The organism is Amycolatopsis camponoti (assembly GCF_902497555.1).
Lineage (GTDB): Bacteria > Actinomycetota > Actinomycetes > Mycobacteriales > Pseudonocardiaceae > Amycolatopsis > Amycolatopsis camponoti.
The window spans coordinates 1,085,288-1,107,854 of sequence record NZ_CABVGP010000001.1 but is presented as its reverse complement, the minus strand read 5'-3'; the positions used below and the strand labels follow the sequence as shown (position 1 = coordinate 1,107,854).

Here is a 22,567-nt window from a genome sequence, read left to right as displayed (position 1 = left end):
CTCGACGCCGTGTGCGCACGTGTGCTGGTCGCCGAGGACGACGAGAAGCAGGCCGAAGTGCTCCGGCTGTACCTGGAGAGCGAGGGCCACACCGTCGTGCTGGCCCCGGACGGCCGGGCGGCCCTCGACGAGGCCCGCCGCGACCGGCCCGACCTGCTGGTCCTCGACGTGATGATGCCCAAGGTCGACGGTCTCGACGTCTGCCGGATCCTGCGCGGCGAGTCCGACGTGGCGGTGCTGATGCTCACCGCCCGCGCGACCGAGGACGACCTGCTCCTCGGCCTCGACCTCGGCGCCGACGACTACCTGACCAAGCCCTACAGCCCGCGCGAGCTGATGGCCCGCGTCCGGACGCTGCTGCGGCGCACGGCCGCGCGCAGCGAACCCCCGGACACGGCGTTGCGCGCCGGCGCGCTGCGGCTCGACCCGGTGCGCCACGAGGTGTCGATCGACGGCCGCCCGGTCGAGACGACCCCGGGCGAGTTCCAGCTGCTCGAGACGCTGATCCGGCAGCCGGGCCGGGTGTTCACCCGCCGTCAGCTGCTGGAGCTCACCCGCGGCGACGACCGGTTCGTCAGCACCCGGATCATCGACGTCCACGTGCTCAACCTGCGCAAGAAGCTCGAGCCCGACCCGCAGAACCCCGTCTACCTGCGGACCGTGTTCGGTGTCGGGTACAAGCTGACGGCGGACGATGACGCCTAGCTTCCCGCTCCGGCGCAGTCTCGTCGTCCGGCTGACGGCGGTTTCGCTGCTGATCGCGCTGGGCTCGATCGCCGCGACCGCGTGGCTCGCCGTGCAGACCACCACCCGCGCGATCCAGCAGGAACAGGGCCAGGCCCTCTCCGGCGACGCGACCATCTACACCGAAGTGCTCGGCTTCGCGGCGGTCAACCACACCTGGGACCAGGTCGGGCCGAAGCTGAAGACGCTGTCCGACCAGACCGGCCGGCGGATCGTGCTGACCACGCTCGACCGCCGCGTCCTGGGCGACTCCGGCGGCGCGCCGGTCACCCTGCCGGTGAAGGCGACCGCGTCGGTCGACCCGCTGCACGTCGACCCGGTCCTGCTGCCCCAGGCGGGGACCAGCGGCATCGACCCGCGCGCGGTGGGTCCGTTCCGGCTGCCGGCGCAGGAACGCGCCGACCTCGACGGCCTGGCCAGGAAGGCGGCCGCCTGCCTGTCGGAGTTCGGCTTTCCCAGCCAGGTGCGGGACACGGCGAACGGCCGGCCGCAGCTCACCGGGCTCGACCCGCTGGCCGCGCAGTACTTCGCGGCCAAGTGCGGGATCTACGACCTCGCGGAGGCCACCCCGACCGAGTCGGCCGCGCTCCGGAGCCTCGACGAAGCCGTGAACCGCTGCCTCCAGGCCCAGGGCGCCGAGCCGGTGAAGCTCGGGCTCGACTTCGAGGCGGTCGCCGTCGTCGACCAGGGCCCCAGCCGTGCCTGCGTCGACTCGGCCCGCCGCGAGCAGCTCACGTCGTTCGTCGCGCCGCCCGCGCTGCTGTTCACCCTCGGGCCGAGCGGGTCGCCGCTGCCGACGTTCACGCTGTCGCAGGAGAACCTGACGCGGATCCTCGCGGTGACGGGCGGCGTGCTGCTGCTGGCGGCCGCGATCACCGTGCTGGTCGCGCGGCGGCTGGCCCGGCCGCTGCGCGCGCTGACGGAGGCGGCGCAGCAGGACCGGCCGGCACCGGTGAAGTCCCGTGACGAGGTCGGCTACCTCGCCGCCGCCTTCAACGACCTCACCGCCCGCCGCGAACGCATCGAGGAGCAGCGCAAGGCGATGGTCAGCGACATCGCCCACGAGCTGCGCAACCCGCTCAACGTCATCCGCGGCCGGCTGGAGGCCGCCGAGGACGGCCACCTGCCGTTCGACCGCGCGCTGAGCGCGTCGCTGCTCGAAGAAACCGTGCTGCTGCAGCACATCGTCGAGGACCTGCAGGACCTCGCCGCGGCCGACGCCGGCCGGCTGCGGCTGCACCCCGAGCCGGTGGACGCGGCCGAGCTGGCCGGCCACGTCGCCGCCGCGCACGCCGACCGGGCCGCCGCGGCCGGCGTCACGCTCACCGTCTCCGCGCACGGCGAGACGGGGTTCGAGGCCGATCCGGTGCGGCTGCGCCAGATCGTCTCCAACCTGGTGACCAACGCGGTCCGGCACACGCCGGCCGGCGGCCGCGTGACGATCCACGTCTCGTCCACTGTGGACGAGGTGGTGATCGCCGTCGCGGACACCGGCACCGGCATCGCCGCCGAGGACCTGCCGCACGTGTTCGACCGGTTCTGGCGGGCCGAGAAGTCCCGCAGCCGCCAGACCGGCGGCAGCGGGCTCGGCCTCGCCATCGTGCGGCACCTCGTCCGGGCGCACGGCGGCACCATCGACGTCGAGTCCGAAGTGGACTCCGGTTCGACGTTCACCGTCCGGCTACCGAAGCCGGATCTCCGTGGTGAGGGTGCCGGGGTGCGGGACCCGCAGGACGTGCAGCCGCCGGGCGCCGTCGCGCAGGAACGTGACGGCGGTGGCGGTGACGGTGACGGCGAGGGCAGTGCCCCAGCCGATCGTGATCGTCGTGCGGCCGCGGCGGATCGTCAGCCCTGACGCCGTCGCGCTCGCGTCCGCACCGTGGGCGACGGGCGTGCCGTCGGCGAACCGCACGTCGTCGCCCGGGTGCAGGACCAGCGGGATCTGCTCGGTGAGCGGCGTCGTGCCCCGGACCGCGCGGGTGACCGTGTCGCGCGTGATCGTCAGGTCCGTCCGGATCCGGGTGTCCAGGCCGTACCGGACGACGACCGGCGCGGCGCCGGGCACCTTCCGGCTGCCGTCCCAGACCCGGTCACCGATCGCGTAGGTGGCGTCGAGCAGACCGCGGGCGTCCGGGGTGCCGTTCGGGAGCAGGCTGGCCCAGCACTGCGTGTCGTCCTGTTGCGAGTGGACGACCATGCCGGCCCGCGGGTGCCACAGCATGCCCTGCGCGCCCCGGACGTAGGTCGACGGCCGCGTGCCCCAGAACCCGGCGAGGTACAGCTGCGGACGCCGGACGTAGACGTAGGCCTGGTTCAGCTCGGTGTCCCGGCGCTGGACGGCGAAGTCGTCCGAGCGCAGGTACGGGAGCTGCCGGATCGACGCGTGCTTCTCACCGCGCGACGGGAACGCCTCGCCGTACGAGACGTGCGCCAGGATGCGCGGCGAGGTGTCCTGCTTGGCCGGTCCGATCGCCGGGCCCGGCACCTTCGCCCACTGCCGGCGCGTCTCGGCCCGGTCCTCCCGCGTGGTGAAGAACGCGGCCAGATCCGGCACCTCCGGGACGAACAGCGAGGCGAGGTTGGTCCGGTCGGGATCCGGGATGACGTCGTCGTAGTAGGCCACGTGCGTGCGGCTCGACGTCGCGACGTAGGTCAGCGAGCCCGAGCCGTCCGGTTCGCGCACGACGTTGTAGCCGAACCAGTCCGCGAACTTCCGGGCCATGCCGACGACCGTGCGGTTGCGGGTCAGCGCGTGGATCTCGGCCAGCTCCGGGAGCATCACCTCGAAGTTGTAGTTGACGTCCATCCCGGTCGGCTCGTAGAAGAACCCGGCCGGGCTTTGACCGTTCGCCGCGAGGAACTCGATCCGGTCGCGCAGCTGTTTCGAGAGCACCGCGTCCGGGTTCAGCTTCAGCGCCAGCTGCGACGACGACAGCCCGGACGTGTTCTGGTTCGCGTACTCGATCGGGTGGACCCAGATCGGGTTGGCCGGGTTCAGGAACCACGTCATGCCCTGGTGCAGCGAGGCTTCGAGGTCGGCCCGGCGGGCGGGCAGCGCGTTGACCTGACGCAGGTTGGCGAGGGTCTTCGCGAGGTAGCCCAGGCCGAACCCGGTGGCGGCCTTGGACTTCTCGGTGATCGAGTACTCCGGGAACGAGCCGTCGGCGTGCTGCAGGTTCAGGTAGTGCGCGATCGCCGCGTCGAGCCGGTTCCGCAGCGCGGGGTCGAGGTAGTACGGGTTCCACGGCCGGCGGTTCGCGTAGAACCAGCTCAGCGTGTAGACGTGCTCCTGGACGCGGGCGTTGTACGGCTCGCTCGGCGTCCGCCACCAGCCGCCGCCGAAGAACCCCAGGGTGGCGGGATCCGTGCTGACATCGTTGACAATGCCCGGCAAAATGGCGAGGTAGGGCGCGAAGCGCTGCTCCGCGGGTGTGAAGAGCCGCCGCACCGGGGCACCGGGCGGCAGCGGGGCGAGCGGCGGGTACGGGCCCACCGGCGGGGGTACCGCGGCGGACGCGGTCCCGGCACCGACGATGCCGAGCGCCGCGGCGGCCGTGGCTCCGCCGAGGAAGGTTCTGCGATCGATCACAACTGCCTCCTGGGGTTGTGGTCGTGAGTGAGAAACAGTGTTCTAACCCTGTTTCTCACTCACGACCTCTCCTAGCCCTTCAGGCCGCTCTGGGCGAGCCCTTCGACGAACTGGCGCTGCGCGATGATGAACACGACCAGGACCGGCACGACCGTGGTGGTCGCGGCGGCGAGCTGGACGTTCCAGAGGTGGCCGCCGTAGACGTCGACGTACTGTGTCAGCGCCACCGGCAGCGTGAACATGTCCTTGTCGGTCAGGTAGACCAGCGGTTCCAGGAAGAAGTTCCAGGTGTTGAGGAACGTGAAGATGGCGACCGCGGCCAACGCGGGTTTCGCGATCGGCATAGCGACGCGCCGGTAGAGCCCGAACCGCGACAGGCCGTCGAGCCGGCCCGCTTCTTCGAGCTCGCCCGGGATCGTGATGAAGAACTGCCGCATCACGAACGTCGCCAGCACACTCGGCGCGCCGAAGATCGGGACGACGATCAGCGGCCAGTGCGTGTTGGTCAGCCCGAGGTCGTCGACCAGCCGGAACAGCGGGATGATCGTGACCTCGCTCGGCACCATCAGCCCGATGAGGATGAGCCCGAACACCTTCTCGCCGCGGAACCGGATGCGCGCGAACGCGTAGCCGGCCAGCGAGGAGAAGAACATCGTGCCGAGCGTGACGAGCACGGCGATGTAGAGGCTGTTGAAGTACTGCCGTGCCAACGGGAAGTCCGTGAACGCGGCCTTGTAGTTTTCCCACTGCGGCTGGTTCGGGAACAGCTTCGGCGGGTACGCGAGAACTTCGTTGGCCGGCAGCAGCGACGCCGTGATCATCCACCAGGTGGGGAACACGAACGGCACGGCCAGCACGACCATCACGACATAGGTCGCGATCTTGGCCCTACGACTCATGGAACACCCACCGCTTCCGCATCCGCCACTGCAGCAGCGTGAGCACGAGGATGACGAGGAACAGCACGACCGCCAGCGCGGAGCCGTAGCCGAGGTCGTGGTTGGCGAAAGCCTGCTGGTAGAAGTAGAACACCAGCACGTTGGTGCTGTCCGCGGGCCCGCCGAGGGTCAGCACCTGGATCTGCGCGAACACCTGCAGCGCGCCGGCGACGGTGATGATCGCCGTCAGCAGCGTCGTCGGGCTGATCATCGGCAGGGTGACCGAGCGGAAGCGCCGCCACGGCCCGGCCCCGTCCAGCTGCGAAGCCTCCACAATGGACTGCGGGATGCCTTGCAGCGCGGCGAGGAACAGGACCATGTTCAGCCCGACGTTTTTCAGCACCTGCACCACGATCACCGACAGCATCGCGGTGCCGTTGCCGCGCAGCCAGTTCGGCCCGTCGATGCCGACCGTCTGCATCAGCGCGTTGATCCCGCCGTTGTCCTGCAGGAGGAAGTTCCAGACGATCGTCCACGCGACGAGCGTGACGACCACCGGCGAGAAGAAGACCGTCCGGAACACCGTGGTGCCGCGCAGCTTCAGGTTGAGCAGCAACGCCAGCGAGAGCGCGAGCGCCAGGTTGAGCACGACCAGGCCGACGCAGAAGATCGCCGTGGCGCGGGCGACCTTCGGCGCGGTCGGGTCGTCGAAGAGCTTCGCGTAGTTGTCGGCGCCGGCGAACGCCGACGTTCCGGCCAGCAGGTTGACGTCCTGGAAGCTGTACCAGACCACCGCGGCGAGCGGCGCCACCACGAAGGCGAGAAAGCCGAGGGCCTGCGGGGCGATGAAGAGCCACCCCGCGAGCTCGTCGCGCTTCTTCGACGTCAACGTCATCGGCTCAGCGCCGGGTCGATCGCCTGGCAGACACCGGCCAGCGCGGCGGGCACGTTCGCGTCCGGCTTCCACATCGGGTCCAAAGCGGACTGGACGAGCGAGGCGATCCGCGCGCTCCCGGTGTGCGACGGCAGTACGGCGCCGGTCTTGATCCCGTTGACCACGACGTTCTGCAGTTGTTCCTGACTGAACAGCGGGTTCGCCTTGGCCAGGGTGGCCGCGTTGAGCAGGCTGTCGCGGGCCGGCGGGAAGTACTGGCCGAGCTTCGCCGAGTTGGCCGGGTTGGTGAAGAAGGCGAGGAAGTCCGCCGCCGCCTTGGCGTGCTTGCCCTTCACCGGGACGCCGATCCCGGCCTGGCCGATGACCTGCGCGGCCGCCTTCGGCCCGGCGGGCAGCGGGACGATCCCCCACTCGAACGGCTTGGCCTTGAGCAGCCCGGCCCGGCTGATCTGCGCGATGGTCAGGCCGCTTTCCCCGGCGAAGAAGTCCGCCGTCGTGCCCGGACCCGGCAGCGCCTTGTCGGTGAAGATCGCCTGGTGCAGGAACGTCATCGCGGACGTCATCTCCGGCGAAGTGAACCCGCAGGACTTGCCGTCCGGGCCCCAGGCGTCGGCGCCGAAGCCGCGCCAGACCGAGGCCAGCAGCACCCACTGCTTGTACTCGAACTCGCGGATCACCAGGCCGGCCTTGCCGGTGTCCTTCGCGGCGACCTGGGTGGCGATCTGCTTGGCCGCGTCCCAGGTCCACCGTCCACTCGCGAGCAGCTGGTCGGGCGTCTCGGTGATCCCCGCCTGGGTGAGCAGGTTCTTGTTGTAGAACATGCCGAACGGCGACGTCGAGAACGGGTACGCGTAGAGGCCGCTGTCCTTGGTCCACAGTTTCGTGGCGGACGGGACCAGTTCACCCGCGTTGTAGCCGGCGGCGGCGTCCAATGTGGGCTTCAGGTTCGTGAGTGCTCCCGACTGGACGAAGTCGGGCGCGTCGCGTTCGAGGATCCACGCCAGGTCGGGCGGGTTGCCGCCGGAGAGCTGGGTGGTGAGCGCGGCCGAGTAGGCGCTGGTGTCCCCCGGCACGACGTCGAACTTGACCGACGCGACCTCCGGGTGGGCCTTGCGGTACTCGGCGGCGATGGAGTCGAAGAGGGCGAGCTGGTTCTTGTCGGTCGTCCAGACCGTCATGCGCAGGGCGACGTCCTTGTCGTCGCCGGCGCCGCCCGAGCACGCCGTCGAAGCCAGTGCGACGGCGGACAGGGCCGCGGCGAGCAGCCGGATTCTCCGGTAGGCCACGATGCCTCCTGGTTATTCGAATTAGCAGCGACCGTAAGCGTCGCCTGGAATGCTGTCAACAGGCCGTTCGGCCTCAGCGGGAGTCTGTTGTGGAGGGTCTTGCCGTGGTGGCGCCCTCGTGGATCGTGCACGGCAGGAGCAGCTGGCGGGGCTGGGGGTTCTTCAGCAGCCCGACGAGCACGCGCACGGCGTGCGCGCCCATTTCGTGGCGCGGGATGCGGAACATCGACCAGTCCGTGCCAGTGCTCGGCACGGCGTGCGCGTGCGGTTGCTGCGACGGGTCGGCGTCCCCGAGCACCACGATGGACAGGTCGCCGGGCACGCCCAGGCCGAGTTCGTGCGCGCAGGCCAAGAGGCCGTCGGCCATCGCCAAGCTCTCGACGAGCAGCGCCGTGACGCCCTCGTCGAGCGCCTGCCGCAACGCCGGCGCCGGGTCTTCCTCGAGGAACACCAGCGGCGGACGGCGCCGCTTGCGCGCCGCCGCTTCGTACCCGCTGCGGCGATCGAGCGTCGGCTCGTTCTCCTCGGTCACGCTGAGCAGGCCGATCCGGCGGTGCCCGAGCGCCCACAACCGGTCGTGGACCTCACGGGTGGCCGTGACGTAGTCCGCGCCGACGTAGCTGATCGGCCCGGTCGGCGACTCGCGGCGCCCGACGAACACGAACGGGAACTGCTCCTCGACGAGCTGCGCGAGCTCTTGGGGGTCGTTGTGCCGGCCCAGCAGGATCGAGCCGTCGGCGATGCGCAGGCGGTTCGTGCCCTGGTCGTAGATGCGGCGGCGCCCGTCGCGGCGGCCACCGCTGGTGAACAGCAGCAGGTCGAAGCCCTGTTCCTCGGCCTCCTCCTCGATGCCGAGCAGGAACGGCCGGTAGAAGTCGGCCACCCCGGACGGGAACACCGACTCGTAGGTGAAGACGCCGAGGATCTGGTTGGTCCCGCCGCGCAGCCGGCGGCCCATGATGTCCACGGTGTACCCGGTTTCGCGGAGCACCTGCTGCACGCGGTCGCGGGTCTCGGGGGTGATGCGCAGGCTGTCGGAGCCGTTGAGGACCATGGACACGACGGCCTGCGAGACGCCGGCCAGGCGCGCCACCTGGGCCTGCGTGACCCGGCCCGAACCCGCCGTCATCCGTGACTCCCTCCCGTGCGGTTCGCCTGGACTCTACCGGCGGCCGCATCAGTACCCCCGCACTTCCGGCCACCGGCGTTCCACCCCGGCGGCGTCCAGCACGCGCGCGAAGTCTTCGAAGTGCCGTGGGTCTTCACGCACTGCCCGCGGCTCGACGCCCTCGCCGATGGCGAACGCGGCGAGCAGCCCGGCGACCTCGCCGATGTTCCACTCCACGGGGTGCAGGCGGAAACAGCCGTTGGTGATGTGCGTGGTGCCGATGTTCTTGCCGGCGGGCAGGAGGTTCTTGGTGCGGACGGGCAGCAACGCCCCCAGCGGGATCTCGTACGGGACGCTGGCGACGTCGATGTAGTTGTCCCCGCCGGTCGACGGGTGCAGGTCGATCCGGTAGCTGCCGACCCCGACGGCGTCTTCGCGGCGGACGCGGCCGTCGACGCCGAGGATCTCGGCGGAGACGTCGTGTTCGGTGACGGTGGTGACGGCCTTGATGCGCCGCGCTTCGCGGACGTACGCCGACTTCGCGAGGCCGTCTTTCGTGTCGGTGACGTCCGGGCGCAGCCTGAGTCCGGGGAAGCCGGTGCCGCCGTCCGCGCGGGGGGCCTCCGTCTGCAGCCAGTACAGGACGGACAGGCTCAGCTGCTTGGCTTCGTGGTGCGCCGCTTCGACGTCGGCTTCGGTGGTGTGGCCGGGGATCGTGAGCGCGGGCTTGAGCCAGTAGTCGTTGAGGGGCCAGTTGACGAGCGTGATGTCGGAGTCGAAGGCGCCGTCGGTGTGCAGGTTGCGGGCGAGGATGCGGCGGAAGGCCCACAGTTCCTTGTCGCCGGCGTCGGCGCTCTGGTCGGCACTCACGGCCAGCGGGTCGCCGGGCGGGTTCGGGACGAAGGTGCGCTTGACGGGCTCGAGCGTCCGGGGGTCGGGCGCGACGAAGCCGAGCAGCGGGCCAGGCCAGAAGTCCGGCTGGTAGTCGCGCCAGAAGCCGTACATCTCCGGCTTGTCGATCACGTGGTTTTCGCCCTCGTGGTGGGAAACCGCGAAGCAGTAGGTGATGCCCTGGAGGTTGGCCGGCGCGGCTTCCTCGGGCGCGTGCGGCTCGTCGTGCGTGCTCCTGGCTTCCGCCCCGGTGACGTGCTCGGTGCCGGTGAGCGGCAGGAGGTCGCCGTTCTCGGTGGCGTCGAGGACGTACTGCGCCTTGACGGTGACTTTGTCCTGCCCGCTTTCGAGCACCACGGCGTCGACGCGGTCGTGCGTCGTGTGCGCGTCGACCGGCCGGTGGTTCCGGAGGACGTGGATCCGCCCGGCGCTGACGTGCGGCGCGAGCATGGCCTCGATGACGGCCAGCGCCACCCGGGGTTCGCCGCAGAGCTTGCTGACGCGCCCAGCGCCGGGGTTCAGCTCCGGGCGCTTCGCGGCTTCGGCGCGGAGCGGGTAGTGGCGGCGGTAGTGATCGCGGATGCCCGCGCGCAGGTCGCGGTAGGTGCGGGTGGAGCCGAACCGCTCGATCCAGGGGTTCTCGTCCGGCGGCACGGCTTGCGCGGTGAGCTGCCCGCCGAGCCAGCCGGTCTCCTCGGTGAGCACGACCCGGCGGCCGTGGCTCGCCGCGGCCAGCGCGGCGGCGACCCCGCCGAGTCCCCCGCCGACCACCAGAATCTCCGTGTCCAGTTCCCTCATGAAGCCTTCCCGGCGCTGATAATTCGAATTACTACGCGGGTATGGTGCGCTGGAGGAAGCCCGGACGTCAAGAGCCAGATTGTGCGCTAAGGGGCATCACGCGTGACTGGGCGGGCATCACGCGTGATTGAGCAGGCATCAGCGCGATGCCCCTCCAATCACGCGTGATGCCCCTCCAGACACGCGTGATGCCCCGCTGATCACGCGAGTCGACCCTTCCGTCACGGGTTACAGGGGGATGCCGGAGTAGTTGTCGGCCAGTTCGGTCGCCGCCGACACCGAACTCACGGTGCGGCGGAGCTGGGCGAGCTGGAGCTGGGCGTCGAAGTCGTCGCCGTGGCGGTGCAGCATCGACGTCATCCACCACGAGAAGTGCGTGCATCGCCAAACCCGCTGCAACGCCGTCTCCGAGTACGCGTCGGCAAGCGTGTCGTCGCCCCGGAACGACGCCGTCAGCGCGCGGGCCAGCAGCGCGACGTCCGCCACCGCCAGGTTCAGCCCCTTCGCGCCCGTCGGCGGCACGATGTGCGCCGCATCCCCGGCCAGGTAAAGGTTTCCGTGCCGCATCGGCGTCGTCACGAAGCTCCGCATCGGGAGCACGCTCTTCTCCGTGATCGTGCCGGTCTCCAGCGTCCAGCCGGAAAAGGCGAGCCGCGTGGCCAGCGCCGTCCAGATCCGGTCGTCGCTCCACTCGGCGATGTCCTCGTCCGGCGCGACCTGCAGGTAGAACCGGCTCACGCGCGGCGAGCGCATGCTGTGCATCGCGAAGCCGTCCGGGTGCCAGGCGTAGATCAGCTCGTCGGCCGACGGCGCGACGTCGGCCAGCACACCCAGCCACGCGAACGGGTACGCCCGCTCCCAGACCTGCGACGACGGGATCGACAACCGGCTCGGCCCGTGGAACCCGTCGCAGCCGACGACGACGTCCGCGTCGACCCGCTGGGCCGCGCCGTCGGCGTCCACAAAGGTCACCGACGGCGAGCCCGTCACGTCGTGCAGCGCGACGTCCGACGCCGAGTAGTACGCCGGGTGGCCGGCCTTTTCCCGCGCCACCATGAGGTCCTTGGTGATCTCGGTCTGCCCGTAGATCGTCACCGACCGGCCGACGAGGTCGACGAAGTCCAGGTGGTGCCGCTCGCCCGGCCACTGCAGGTGGATGCCGCGGTGCTCCATGCCTTCGACGTCGAGCCGGGCGCCGAGCCCCACCGAGCGCAGCAGCTCGACCGTGCCCGCCTCGAGCATGCCCGCGCGGATGCGCGCCTGGACGTGCTCGGCGGTCTGCCGCTCGACGAGCACCGAGTCGATGCCTTCGAGGCCGAGCAGGTGGGACAGCAGCAGCCCGGCCGGGCCGGCGCCGACGATGACGACCTGGGTGCGCACGGCAGTTCCTTTCACGCGACGAGAGCCCGAGCATGAGCCACCCACCTCGGCGGCCACCACGATATTCTCGTTCAGTGAGAGAGTGTCCGCGAGATTCCCCGCGCCGCCGCGCGCAACGCCGGGATCTGCATCCGCGCGGAGTCGTCGTTGGGCACGATCACCGACAGCGCCGCGACGACGTCCCCGCCCGGCCCCCGCAGCGGCACGGCGATCCCCGTCGTCTCCTCGTCGATGAAACCCGCGCAGAACGCGTAACCGTCTCGTCGCACGTCGGCGAGGAACCGCCGCAGCCGCCCCGGCTCAGTCAGCGTCGTGCGCCGGAAAGCTTCCAGCGGACCCGTCAGCACCTGTTCCTGCAGCTCGGCGGGCGCGTGGGCAAGCAGCACCAGTCCGGACGACGACGCGTGCAGCGGCAGCCGCCCGGCCACCCGCGTCACGTTCACGACCGCGCCGGGCGCCGAAAGCCGCTCGACGAACAGCACCTCGCGGTCCTCCAGCACCGCGAGCTGCGTGTGGTGCCCGACGACGGCGTGCAGGTCCTCCATGAACGGCAGCGCCGCCTCGCGCAGCCCCAGCGTCGGGGACGCGCGCGAAGCCAGCTCCCACAAGCGGACGCCCACCCGGATCCTCCGATCGGAGTCCCGCCGCAGCCAGCCGTGCCCGACCAGCTCTTCGATCAGCCGCGACGCCGTCGCGACGTGCAGACCCGCCCGCCGTGCGATGTCGGTGACGCGCAACGCGGGCGCGTCCGGTTCGAACGTCTCGAAGATCCGGACGACGCGCGTCAGCACGGAGTCGCGTTTCACCACGTCAGGCAGTGTGCCCCACCGCGGCGGGGCACACCGCCCGGCGTCACGGCAGCGCGTTCAGGAACGGCTCGTGGCTGTTCTGGAACTCCCAGTTGTAGTACTTGTCCCAGTTGATCGACCACGTCATCAGCCCTCGCAGCGCCGGCGACGTCCCGCCGCGCAGCGTGTACGAACCGCAGCCACTGCCCTTGACCAGGCAGTTCACCGCCGTCTGGACGTCCGCGGGCGACGTGTAGCCGTTGCCGGCGCTGACCGCCGCGGGCAGCCCGACCGCGATCTGGTCCGGCCGCAGCCCCGGGAAGAACTGCCCGGTGTTCGCGACGGTGAAGCCGGCCTTGAGCATGTCGGTCATCGCGATGTGGAACTCCGCGCCGCCCATGTTGTGGTACTGGTTGTCGAGCCCCATGACCGGGCCGGAGTTGTAGTCCTGGACGTGCAGCACGGTCAGCGAGTCCCGCAGCGCGTGGATCACCGGCAGGTAGGCGCCGGTCCGCGCGTCGCCGGCGCTCGTGCCGCCGTAGAACTGGTAGCCGACCTGCACGAAGAACGTCTCCGGCGCCATGGTGAGCACGAAACCCGAGCCGTACTTGGCCTTGAGCGACTTCAGCGCGGAGATCAGGTTGACGATCACCGGCGTGGTCGGGTTGCGGAAGTCGCTGTCGCCGGCGTTGAGCGAGAGCGAGTGGCCCTCGAAGTCGACGTCGAGCCCGTTGAGGCCCCACTTGTCGATGATCGCCGAGACGGAGCTGACGAACTTGTCGCGCGCGGCGGTCGTCGTCAGCTGGACCTGGCCGTTCTGGCCGCCGATGGAGATCAGGACCTTCTTGCCCTGCGCCTGCTTGGCCTTGATGGCGGCGGTGAAGTCGGCGTCGCTTTCGACGTTCGGGCACTCGGCGGCGGAACAGCGGTTGAAGCGGATGTCGCCGGAGGTGACGGACGTCGGTTCGCCGAACGCGAGGTCGATGATGTCCCAGGCGGCGGGGACGTCGGCCATCCGGACGTACCCGGAGCCGTTCGCGAAGCTGGAGTGCAGGTAGCCGATGAGGGAGTGCTTCGGCAGGCCGGTGTCGACGCAGCCGGTGGTGGTCGCGTTGGTCGTCCCGCTCTTCGGCGATTCACCCGCGGAGTTGTACGCGGCGACCGCGTAGCTGTGGGTCGAGCAAGCGGCCAGGCCGCTGATGGTGGCGCTGGTCCCGGTGACGGTCGCGACGGCCGTGGTGCCTTCGTAGACGCGGTACCCGGTGACAGTGCCGGCGGCGGCACCCCAGCTCAGGGCGATCGAGTTCGTCGTGACGCTGCCGGTGGCCGGGTTGCCGGGGGCACCGGGCGTGCCGGGGGTGCTGCCGCCGGGGCCGTCGAGGACGACGTCGTCGGCGTAGTAGGTGCCGGCGCCGTACCAGCCGTGGAGGTAGAGCTGGGCGGAGGTCTGGTTGCCGGTGGTGAAGGTGAGGGACAGCTGGTTGTAGGCGCCCGAGTTGCCCGACCAGGTCGAGGCGCCGCCGGTGATGCCGAGGTAGACGGGGTTCCCGCGCACCCAGGCCGAGACGGTGTACGTGGTGTTCGGCTGAACGGACACGGTCTGCGCGCACTGGGCGAAGTCGGCGCCGACGGGCGTGCCGGCGAGGGCGTACCCGCCACCGTGCACGGGGGTGCTCACGGTGGTCGCGTTCGCACAGGTCCAGCCGGAGAGCGAGCCGGCCTCGAAACCGGGGTTGGCGAGGAGGTTGGCCGCCTCGGCGGGACCGGCCGCGAGACCGGAGAGCGCCAGTACGCAGGCGGCGAGGGTTGCGGACAGTCTGGAACGCCTCATCGGGTCCTCCAGTCGGGGAGTTACCGATATTGTCTAGACCAATATGTAAAATGTCCAGACCAACCGAGGGTGACGACGGGTCTCGTCGCCCGGCCACGCGACCGCAGGCGAGGGCGGGATGAGCAGGCACGCGACCCGGCCCTCCAAGCACGCGCGCCGCGGGACAGGTCGCGTCAGCAGCCCACCAGCAGCTTCGCCACCACTCGCGTCCGCCGTGCCCGCGCCCGGTCGATCACCTGCACGCTGCTCCACCCGGCCGGCACCCGCTCCGCCAGCAGCGCCTCGCGCCACTTCCCCGCCCGCCGGACGTGCCGGGCGAACGACCGCGGCCGCACGATCCGCCCCCGGCTCCGCTGCCCCGCCAGCGCCTCCGAAGCCGTCGCGTCCAGGAACAACAGCCGCACCGGCCGGCCGCTCACCGCGCCGACCAGAGCCAGGAGCGCGCGCGTCGAAGCCCGCGTCGACGGCTCGTGGACCACGATCGGCCCCGCCGCCATCGCCCGCCGGACCACCCGGGCGCGGTGCCACGCGTGGACCACCGGCCGGTAACACCGGTACGGCACCGACGGGACCGCCGCCGCCAGCCGGGCGCGGACCTGGTCGGAATCCAGCACTACCAGACCGGGCGCGGCGTGGTGGAGCATCGTCGTCTTGCCCGCGCCGGGCAGGCCCGCCACCACGAGCAGGTCGCGGGGCCCGAGCTCGATGACCGTGGGCTCGCTCATGCCCCCTCAACGCCCCGTCGAAGGTAATGGTTCCTTTACCTTTAACTCACGGAGCGTGATCACTTCGAGAGCAGACCCGACCGTACGGCGCACGCCACCCGCGAAGACGCCCCGATGTCACCTCCCGTGCCCGACGTCACCCACTCGCCTGAAAACCCATGCGCGGCAAGGCATTCATCGCTCCGGAACCGCTTCGGGTGAAGATCGTCCGCATCCCTTCCCGGCGTCCGGATTTTGCCTATCTTCTGGAAGGACGCACCGCTAGAACAGGGGAACTCGCCATGACCCAGTCGCTGGAACTCCCGGTCCAGGAATTCTGTCTCGATTGGACGCTCACGGGCGACGACGGTGGCCGCGTCGGAGTCACGCTCTCCGGGCAGGTCGCCCTGCTCGACAACAACCGGTTCTACAAGATCGACGGCGTCGTCTACGTCACCGAGGGCGACGCCGACATCCGCGCGGTCGGCAACCCGTGCCTGTCCGTGCGCCGCAACGGCGTCGAGAAAACCGGGCGGCAGTGGGGCTGGGAGATGTGTTCGGCCCGCAAGCGCCTCGCCGCGCTGAACACGATGGAGGGCTACTTCGTCCGCACCGGCTACTGGGCGCCCGCCGACCGCGCCATCCAGCTGAGCCTCTGCGCCGAAGCCGGGTGGAGCCGCCGCAAGAGCTACAGCCCGACCGTCACCGTCCGGATGGTCGACTGACCACTGTGGACGCCCGGCGCCGCGCCGCCGCGACCACGAGCCCGGCCGCGACCGCGCCCGCCACCGCACACCCGGCGCCGAACCCCGGAGCCGGTTCGTGCACGCGCAGCACGGAAACGCACAGCCACGCCACGGCACCGAACAGCAGGCCCAGCACCGGCCCGCCGACCGACGCGCCGCGCCAGCGGTGGCCGTTGCGGATGGTCCGCAGCCCGGATTCGAGGTAGGCGAGCGCGAACAGCGCCAGGATGAGACTGCCCGCGCCCATCGCGCTGGCCAGCGGGTGCTGGCTGGTGAGCAGCGTGAACGTCTGCGTGACCGGCCCGGTCTGCACCGTCGCCGTGACCGCGCCGCCGACGACCCAGCGCGCGATGGCCGGCAGCGTGAGCTGCGCGGTGAAGCCGTTGCCCGCCGCTTTCGCCTCGGTTTCGGCCGAGCCCAACGGAATCCCGGCCGCGGACAGCGTGAGCGCGACGCGACCCGGGTTGCCGGTGCCGGTCAGCGTCAGCGGCTTGCTGAGGTCCACCTCGACCGGCACCGTGACGGGCTGCGCACCGAGGTTCAACGTCGGTGACGCCTGGTGCGGCAGCTGTTCCGGGTTGAGCAGCGCGAGGACGACCAGCACGATCGCGGCGGCCGCCGCGGCCAGCCGCAGCCACAGGACAGCGGCGTTCGAGCCGGACCCTTCGCCCGTCCGGCCGGACTCCGGACCTCCGTCACCCGTCCGGCCGTCGCCCGGCCCGGGACCGGTGTCCGGCCCGCTCGGCGCGACCAGCGTCGCGTTCGGTCCCGGCGGCCGCTGGACCGGCCGGGTCCGGGCTTCCCCCGGCGGCCCCGGCGCGGTGGGCGAGTTGAGCCCGGCGATCACCCGCGGGGTCAGGTGCAGCACCGGCACCCCGGACCGCTCGAGCCAGCCGGGCCCGTAGACGGCGGTGGCGGCCCCGGCCAGGTCGGCCGCGAACGACTCGGCCTCGCGGTAACGCGCATCGAGCTCACGCGCGAGGCTGCGCATGATCACGCCGGCGATCGGCATCGGGACGCCCGCGATCGGCCGCGGGTCGGTGAACATGTGCTGGCGCATCATGCTGATCGCGCCGCGTGTGTTGTCGAACGGCAGCTGCCGGGACAGCAGCTCGTAGAGCACCGTGCCGGCCGCGTAGACGTCGGCCGCCGGGCTCAGCGCGTTGCCCATCGCCTGCTCGGGCGCGATGTACGCCGGGGTGCCGAGGATTTCGCCCCCGTGCGTGACGAGCGTGGCGCCCTCGCTGATCACTCGCGCGATGCCGAAGTCCGCCACCTTCACCACACCCTGCAGGTTGAACAGCAGGTTCCGCGGCTTGACGTCGAGGTGCAGCACGCCGGCCCGGTGCGCGGCGTGCAGCCCGGCGAGCATCGCCAGGCCGATCGCGCACGCCTGCTCGCCGCTGACGCCGCCGCCGTGGAACCGGCTGTGCACGGTGCCACCGTCGAGCCGTTCCATCACCAGCAGGTGCTCGCGGCCGGTGCGGACGTAGTCGTACACCGGCACGATGTGCGGGTGGTCGAGGCTGGCCAGCACGCGGGCCTCGCGGTCGAACAGCTCGCTGCTGGCCTGGTGGTTGAGCACGTCCCAGGGCAGCTGCTTGATCGCGACGCTGCGCCCGAGCGTCCGGTGCGTCCCGGCGAACACGACGCCCATGCCGCCTTCGCCGATCTCAGCCCCGATGTCGTACTGCGGCAGCGCGGCGACCAGCTCGGCCGGTGCGCTCATCGGGTGAATTCCTGGGTCGGCGGGACAGCCATCCGGACCGTGGTGTCACTGTCGGTCACCGCTCGCGGCGGCGCCGGGTGCGGCGTCAGGTAGCCGAGCAGGAACGCGATCGCCGCGGCGCCGAGCACCACCGGGATCTCGATCGCCGGCTCCGGCGGGACCAGCCGCAGCACCGACAGCGTGATCACCGCGACCAGGCCGGTGCCGAACCCGGCGGGCAGGAACCGCAGGCCGCGGCGCCACCGGTTGGCGGCCAGCCGGTGCCGCGCGAGCGCGAGCAGCGCACCCAGCCAGGCCAGGACGGTGAGCACGAGCATCGCCAGGCCGAAGACGCCGTAGACCGACCAGAAGGAGCCGCGGACGTCGGCGACCGTCGTCGCCTCGCCGAGCGTCGCACGCTGGGCGTCGAGCAGTTCGACCGACGACGGCAGCAGCCCGGTCGCCTGCCCGGCGAGGTCGCCGAGGTCCAGCACGAACGTCCGGGTGACCGAGCCCCGCGCCGGCACTTCGAACGGCGCGGTCGTGTCGTAGGCGAAGAACGTGAGGGCGAGCGCGACGCCGGAGAGCCGCACGCTGCGGACCTTGATCGGGGCGCTGCCGGAGTTGGTGGCCACGACCTGCAGTTCGACCTGCTTGGCCGGGTCGACCGGGACCGTGGCGTCGGCGATCGGCCGCCGGTCGATCGACACCTGCACATCGAGTGAGCCGGCTTCGGCCGACGCGGGTGGCGCGCCGAGCAGCACCCCGCACAAACCCAACGCAACCCCCGCCGCGATGACACGTCCCATTGGGCATCCCCTACTTGCGTTATCCGACTGGTCCGGAATGCTACAGCGAGCACACACCGGGGAGGGACGTCCCAATGCGATTCGTGGTTCGGCTGTTTTTCGGCACCGTGGCCGGAGCGATACTTCTGCTCGCGGTCGCGGGTAACGCCAACGCACAAGTTCCGCCCTCGGTTGGTTTGAAACCGTCGAGCGGTCCGGCGGGCAGTTCTTTCACCATTTCCTGGAATGGTTTCCCGACGTGCCGCATCATCAATTTCTTCTGGGCGGGCACGAGCCTCGGCTCCAAGGTGGCCCCGGCGACCAGCGGGTCGTTCCCCACCGCCGTGCCCGCGGGCGCGAAGCCGGGCTCCTACACGGTGACCGCGACCTGCACGAGCCAGAAGGAGACCGCCAGCGGCACCTTCGTGGTCACCGGAGTCACCACGACCACCCCGCCGCCGGTGACCACCACCCCGGTCACCCCACCGCCGGCGACCACGACCCCGACCCGGCCCGGCACCACCACGACCCCGCCGACCACGACCACCACCCCGCCGACGACCACGACCACCCCGCCGTCGTCCACCACGCCGACCACGCCCGGTACCCCGGCCACCACCAGCAGCACCGAGCCGAAGCCGGGTGAGCTGGTGCTCGACCGGCCGAGCGTCCAGCCCGGCGACGAGCTGTCGGCGTCCGGGAAGGGCTGCGAGCCGAGCCGGATGGTCACCCTGACCTCCGACGGGATGGAGGTCGGCTCCGCCTACGCCGACGCCTCCGGCGCCTTCACCGCGCCGGTCGAATTCACGCGGATCGAGGCGGGGCGGCACACCGTCATCGCCGAGTGCGGGGTGCGGCTGACCGGCGCGGTCGACCAGGTCGTGACGCGGTCGTCCGGCGGGCAGACCGGGACGCTGGTCATCCTCGTGTTCTTCGTGCTCGCGGGCATGACGGCGGTCCGCTTCCGCTGATCCCCGATTGACATGCAGCCGTCTGGCTGCCTATCGTGAACAGGCAGCCAAACGGCTGCATGTCAGCTGGAAGGTGCGATGGACGAGGTGTTCAAGGCGCTGGCCGACCCCAGCCGCCGTCAGCTGCTGGACGTGCTCAACGAGCGCAACGGCCAGACCCTGCGCGAACTGTGCGGCGGCCTGGACATGGCCCGTCAGTCGGTCAGCAAGCACTTGGCCGTGCTCGAAGCGGCCGGACTGGTCACGACGACCTGGCGCGGCCGCGAAAAGCTGCACCACCTCGACGCCGCGCCGATCAACGCGATCGCCGAGCGCTGGATGACCCGCTACGACCGGCGGCGGGCCGGCGCGCTGGCCGACCTGAAACGAGCCTTGGAGTCCGAACCCGTGAATGAATTCGCGTACACCACCTACATCAGCACGACCCCGGAAAAGCTCTGGCAAGCGCTTACCGAACCGGCGTTCACCCGGCAGTACTGGGGCGTCGCTTTCGAAACCGACTGGACGAAGGGCTCGCCGATGACCTGGTCCGAAAGCGGCGCGAAAACGAGCCACCCCGACCAGGTCGTGCTCGAATCGGACCCGTACCGACGGCTTTCCTACACCTGGCACACGTTCACCCAGGAATGGGCGAACGGAAACGGGATCGACGCGGAAACCCTGGCCAAATTGCAGGCGGAAGGTCGTTCGAAGGTCACTTTCACGCTCGAACCACAGGGGGAGACCGTGAAGCTGACGGTGCTGCACGACGGCTTCGAACCGGACAGCACGGTCAAGGCGATGTGCAGCCAGGGCTGGCCGGCGCTGCTGTCGAGCCTGAAGACGCTGCTGGAGACGGGCTCTCCGCTGCCGTGACCAACCGAACCAACCGGACGAACCGTCCCAACAAGACAGATCTGGCACAGGAAAACGTCTGATTTCTCCCCCTTTCGTGGGCGACCGGTTGAAGTCCCGGTGAATTCCCTCATTTCGACGGCATCCGATGCGGTTTTCCGGGCGATAGGCTCGCATAATCCGTGACCGGTGATGGTCCGATCGAGTGACGGGAGAGTGTGCGTGCCGGGGTCAGTGCGTAGCCGCTGGATCGTGGCGGCCGTGGTCGTGGCCGCCGCGGCGGGAGCCGTCGTGGCGTTCTGGCCGGACAGCGCGGCCGCCGGCGACCCGGAGATCGCGGTGTCGCGCTCGTCGTGCGGCACCGGCTGGTCGGACCCGAAGCCCGGGCCGCAGACGTTCCGCCTGCACAACACCGGATCGGTGACGGCCGAGGTCGACCTGATCGACCCGGCGACCGGCGTGATCTACGGCGAGGTCGAGGGCCTCGGCGCGGCGACCACCCGGCCGCTGCAGGTCAACCTCGGCAACGGCAGCTACGCGTTCCGCTGCCTGCCCGAGGACGCGGGCGCGATCGTCGGGCCGGCCGTGCAGGTCAGCGGCGGGGTGGAGCGGACCGGCCCGGGCGTCGCGCCGGTGACGCACAACGACCTGCTCGGGCCGCTCAAGGCCTACCAGCAGCACGTCACGACGGGTCTCGCCGAGCTGGTCACGAACACGGGCGCGCTGAAGAGCGCCGTCCACGGCGGCGACCGCGCGGCGAGCGAGACGGCGTGGCTGACGGCCCACCTGACCTACGAGCGGCTGGGCGCGGCGTACGACGCATTCGGCGACTCGGACGGCGCCATCAACGGCACCGCGGACGGCCTCCCGAACGGCACGTCGGACCGGGGTTTCACCGGTTTCCACCGCCTCGAGCAGGGCCTCTGGCACGCCGAGGACCTGCCCGCGCTCGGCGCGACGGCCGACCAGCTGGACACCGACGCCCGCGCGCTGCAGGCGTCGTTCGCCGAGAGCCAGGTCGACGGCAACGACCTCGGCCTGCGCGCGCACGAGATCATGGAGAACACGCTGCAGTTCGAACTGACGGGCCGCACGGACTACGGCAGCGGCACCAACCTGGCCACGGCCCGCGCGAACCTCGACGGCACCCGCGCGGTGCTGGACGTACTCCGCCCGCTGCTGGCGCCGAGGTACCCGGATCTGTCCAAGGTGGACAGCTGGCTGACCCGCACCCGGACCACCTTGGACGCGGCCCACCGGCCGGACGGCAGCTGGACACCGCTGGCGGAGCTGCCGCAGAAGGAGAGGCAGAAGCTGAACGCCGACGTGAGCGAGCTGACGGAGCTGCTGGCCCCGATCGCCGCGATCGCGGAGCCGAGGAGGGTTTCGTGACCGACTGCCCCGTGCCGCACGCGACCGGTGTCCCCCGCCGCTCCTTCCTCCGCCGGGCCGCGGTGGGTGCGGGCCTCACCGTTGCCGCCGGGGCCGGGCTTGGTGCTTCCTCCGGTGCCACCACCACCGACAGCACCGCTCCCGTTGCCTTCCACGGCAAAAACCAAGCCGCCATCCTTCGGGTCCCGCCGACCCAGACGATCGTCGCCTCCTTCGATGTCGTCGCCGAGTCCAAAACCGAGCTGGCCGACCTCTTCCGCGCCGTCACCGATCGGGCGCGGTTCCTCACCGGGGGCGGGGCACCCGCCGCTCTGGGGATCACCGCTCCTCCCGCCGACTCCGGGGTTCTCGGGCCCGTGGTGCCCGGTGGGGATCTGGGCGTGATCCTCGGTGTCGGCGCGTCGCTGTTCGACGAGCGGTACGGGCTCGCGAAGCTCAAGCCCGCCAAGCTGAAGCCGATGACGACGTTCGCGAACGACGCCCTCGATCCCGCCCAGTGCCACGGTGACCTCAGCCTCACGCTGTCCGCCAACTCGACCGACACCGTCCTGCACGCCCTGCGCGACATCGCCCGCGCGACCCGCGGGGGCATGCAGCTGCGCTGGAAGCTCAACGGCTTCAGCTCCCCGCCGCGGCCGGAAGGCACTCCGCGCAACCTGATGGGCTTCAAGGACGGCATCTCGAACCCGGAAGTGTCCGAAGCAGACAGTCGAGTGTGGACGAAAGCGGGCGAACCCGCGTGGGCCGAGGGCGGCAGCTACCAGGTCGTCCGGCTGATCCGGATGCTCGTCGAGTTCTGGGACCGGGTCTCGCTGGCCGAGCAGGAGAACATGTTCGGCCGCCGCCGCGACACCGGCGCTCCGCTCGACGGCACCGAGGAGACCGACGTGCCGCGCTACGCCGACGACCCGGTCGGCACCGTGATCCCGCTGACCAGCCACATCCGGAAGGCCAACCCGCGCACGCCGGAGACCGACGCCAGCCGGATCCTGCGCCGCGCGGTGAACTACGACCGCGGCATCGACAGCAACGGCAACCTCGACATGGGCCTGATCTTCGTCTGCTACCAGCAGGACCTGGAGCGCCAGTTCGAAGCGGTCCAGACGCGGCTGGCCGACGAACCCCTCACCGACTACATCTCCCCGTTCGGCGGCGGCTACTTCTTCGCGCTGCCGGGCGTCACCGGGCCGGACGACCACTTCGGCCGCTCTTTGCTCGCCTGACCGGCGAACCCAC

The 22,567-nt window shown here is 70.8% G+C and carries 19 protein-coding genes; 7 read left to right on the top strand and 12 right to left on the bottom strand.

Translation table 11 applies throughout. The features are described from left to right. Window positions 1-9: 9 nt before the first annotated feature. Complete coding sequence (locus AA23TX_RS05385) at window positions 10-705, top strand: response regulator transcription factor (protein WP_155541472.1); 696 nt, start codon at window positions 10-12, stop codon at window positions 703-705. Further along, window positions 695-2,599 (top strand): sensor histidine kinase, encoded by a 1,905-nt coding sequence (locus AA23TX_RS05380; RefSeq protein WP_155541471.1) that lies wholly within the window; start codon window positions 695-697, stop codon window positions 2,597-2,599. The genes AA23TX_RS05385 and AA23TX_RS05380 overlap by 11 nt, the downstream gene beginning before the upstream one ends. A 1,805-nt stretch (window positions 2,600-4,404) precedes the next feature. Here AA23TX_RS05380 and AA23TX_RS05370 read toward each other — a convergent pair. From AA23TX_RS05370 to AA23TX_RS05330, 9 genes are all read right to left on the bottom strand, one after another. Continuing rightward, a complete protein-coding gene (locus AA23TX_RS05370; RefSeq protein WP_155541469.1) occupies window positions 4,405-5,232 on the bottom strand; it encodes a carbohydrate ABC transporter permease in 828 nt (275 codons plus the stop codon). Then, on the bottom strand, window positions 5,222-6,106 hold the full coding sequence (locus tag AA23TX_RS05365) for a carbohydrate ABC transporter permease (protein WP_155541468.1): 885 nt from the start codon (window positions 6,104-6,106) through the stop codon (window positions 5,222-5,224). Before AA23TX_RS05365 ends, AA23TX_RS05370 begins: the two co-directional genes overlap by 11 nt. Continuing rightward, window positions 6,103-7,392 carry an ABC transporter substrate-binding protein gene (locus tag AA23TX_RS05360; protein WP_230862350.1) on the bottom strand — a complete coding sequence of 430 codons (1,290 nt, stop codon included), beginning with the start codon at window positions 7,390-7,392 and terminating at the stop codon, window positions 6,103-6,105. The genes AA23TX_RS05365 and AA23TX_RS05360 overlap by 4 nt, the downstream gene beginning before the upstream one ends. A 73-nt stretch (window positions 7,393-7,465) precedes the next feature. Further along, window positions 7,466-8,521, bottom strand: a complete 1,056-nt coding sequence (locus tag AA23TX_RS05355) for a LacI family DNA-binding transcriptional regulator (protein ID WP_155541467.1) — start codon at window positions 8,519-8,521, stop codon at window positions 7,466-7,468. Window positions 8,522-8,569: 48 nt separating this feature from the next. Further along, window positions 8,570-10,189: an FAD-dependent oxidoreductase gene (locus tag AA23TX_RS05350; protein WP_155541466.1), complete on the bottom strand. Its 1,620-nt coding sequence runs from the start codon at window positions 10,187-10,189 to the stop codon at window positions 8,570-8,572. Window positions 10,190-10,417: 228 nt separating this feature from the next. Next, a complete protein-coding gene (locus tag AA23TX_RS05345) occupies window positions 10,418-11,569 on the bottom strand; it encodes a 4-hydroxybenzoate 3-monooxygenase (protein ID WP_155541465.1) in 1,152 nt (383 codons plus the stop codon). Window positions 11,570-11,640: 71 nt separating this feature from the next. Further along, window positions 11,641-12,378, bottom strand: coding sequence for an IclR family transcriptional regulator (locus AA23TX_RS05340; protein WP_439328745.1), 738 nt, complete (start codon window positions 12,376-12,378; stop codon window positions 11,641-11,643). 43 nt (window positions 12,379-12,421) lie between these two features. Next, on the bottom strand, window positions 12,422-14,188 hold the full coding sequence (locus AA23TX_RS05335; RefSeq protein ID WP_155541464.1) for a chitinase: 1,767 nt from the start codon (window positions 14,186-14,188) through the stop codon (window positions 12,422-12,424). 173 nt (window positions 14,189-14,361) lie between these two features. Next, complete coding sequence (locus AA23TX_RS05330; protein WP_155541463.1) at window positions 14,362-14,913, bottom strand: AAA family ATPase; 552 nt, start codon at window positions 14,911-14,913, stop codon at window positions 14,362-14,364. 281 nt (window positions 14,914-15,194) lie between these two features. Between AA23TX_RS05330 and AA23TX_RS05325 the strand changes: the two genes are divergently transcribed. Further along, entirely contained in the window at window positions 15,195-15,617 is a 423-nt protein-coding gene (locus tag AA23TX_RS05325; RefSeq protein ID WP_155541462.1) for a hypothetical protein, read from the top strand. Here AA23TX_RS05325 and AA23TX_RS05320 read toward each other — a convergent pair. The 3 genes from AA23TX_RS05320 to AA23TX_RS49530 all read right to left on the bottom strand — a co-directional run bounded on the left by AA23TX_RS05320 (window position 15,595) and on the right by AA23TX_RS49530 (window position 18,864). After that, the gene (locus tag AA23TX_RS05320; RefSeq protein WP_155541461.1) at window positions 15,595-17,367 is read right to left on the bottom strand and encodes a serine/threonine-protein kinase; all 1,773 of its coding nucleotides are present in this window, start codon (window positions 17,365-17,367) and stop codon (window positions 15,595-15,597) included. The two genes, AA23TX_RS05325 and AA23TX_RS05320, sit on opposite strands and share 23 nt — an antisense overlap. Then, the gene (locus tag AA23TX_RS05315) at window positions 17,364-18,155 is read right to left on the bottom strand and encodes a hypothetical protein (RefSeq protein ID WP_155541460.1); all 792 of its coding nucleotides are present in this window, start codon (window positions 18,153-18,155) and stop codon (window positions 17,364-17,366) included. The genes AA23TX_RS05320 and AA23TX_RS05315 overlap by 4 nt, the downstream gene beginning before the upstream one ends. A gap of 349 nt (window positions 18,156-18,504) precedes the next feature. After that, window positions 18,505-18,864, bottom strand: a complete 360-nt coding sequence (locus AA23TX_RS49530) for a hypothetical protein (protein WP_196425186.1) — start codon at window positions 18,862-18,864, stop codon at window positions 18,505-18,507. On the opposite strand from AA23TX_RS49530, the gene AA23TX_RS05310 reads away from it, so the two are divergent. The 4 genes from AA23TX_RS05310 (at window position 18,857) to AA23TX_RS05295 (ending at window position 22,554) form a co-directional block, all read left to right on the top strand. Further along, window positions 18,857-19,105: a hypothetical protein gene (locus AA23TX_RS05310; protein WP_155544264.1), complete on the top strand. Its 249-nt coding sequence runs from the start codon at window positions 18,857-18,859 to the stop codon at window positions 19,103-19,105. The two genes, AA23TX_RS49530 and AA23TX_RS05310, sit on opposite strands and share 8 nt — an antisense overlap. A gap of 78 nt (window positions 19,106-19,183) precedes the next feature. Next, on the top strand, window positions 19,184-19,960 hold the full coding sequence (locus AA23TX_RS05305; RefSeq protein ID WP_155541459.1) for an ArsR/SmtB family transcription factor: 777 nt from the start codon (window positions 19,184-19,186) through the stop codon (window positions 19,958-19,960). A gap of 213 nt (window positions 19,961-20,173) precedes the next feature. Continuing rightward, window positions 20,174-21,331 (top strand): imelysin family protein, encoded by a 1,158-nt coding sequence (locus AA23TX_RS05300; RefSeq protein WP_155544263.1) that lies wholly within the window; start codon window positions 20,174-20,176, stop codon window positions 21,329-21,331. Further along, the gene (locus AA23TX_RS05295) at window positions 21,328-22,554 is read left to right on the top strand and encodes a Dyp-type peroxidase (RefSeq protein ID WP_155541458.1); all 1,227 of its coding nucleotides are present in this window, start codon (window positions 21,328-21,330) and stop codon (window positions 22,552-22,554) included. The genes AA23TX_RS05300 and AA23TX_RS05295 overlap by 4 nt, the downstream gene beginning before the upstream one ends. Window positions 22,555-22,567 lie beyond the last annotated feature (13 nt).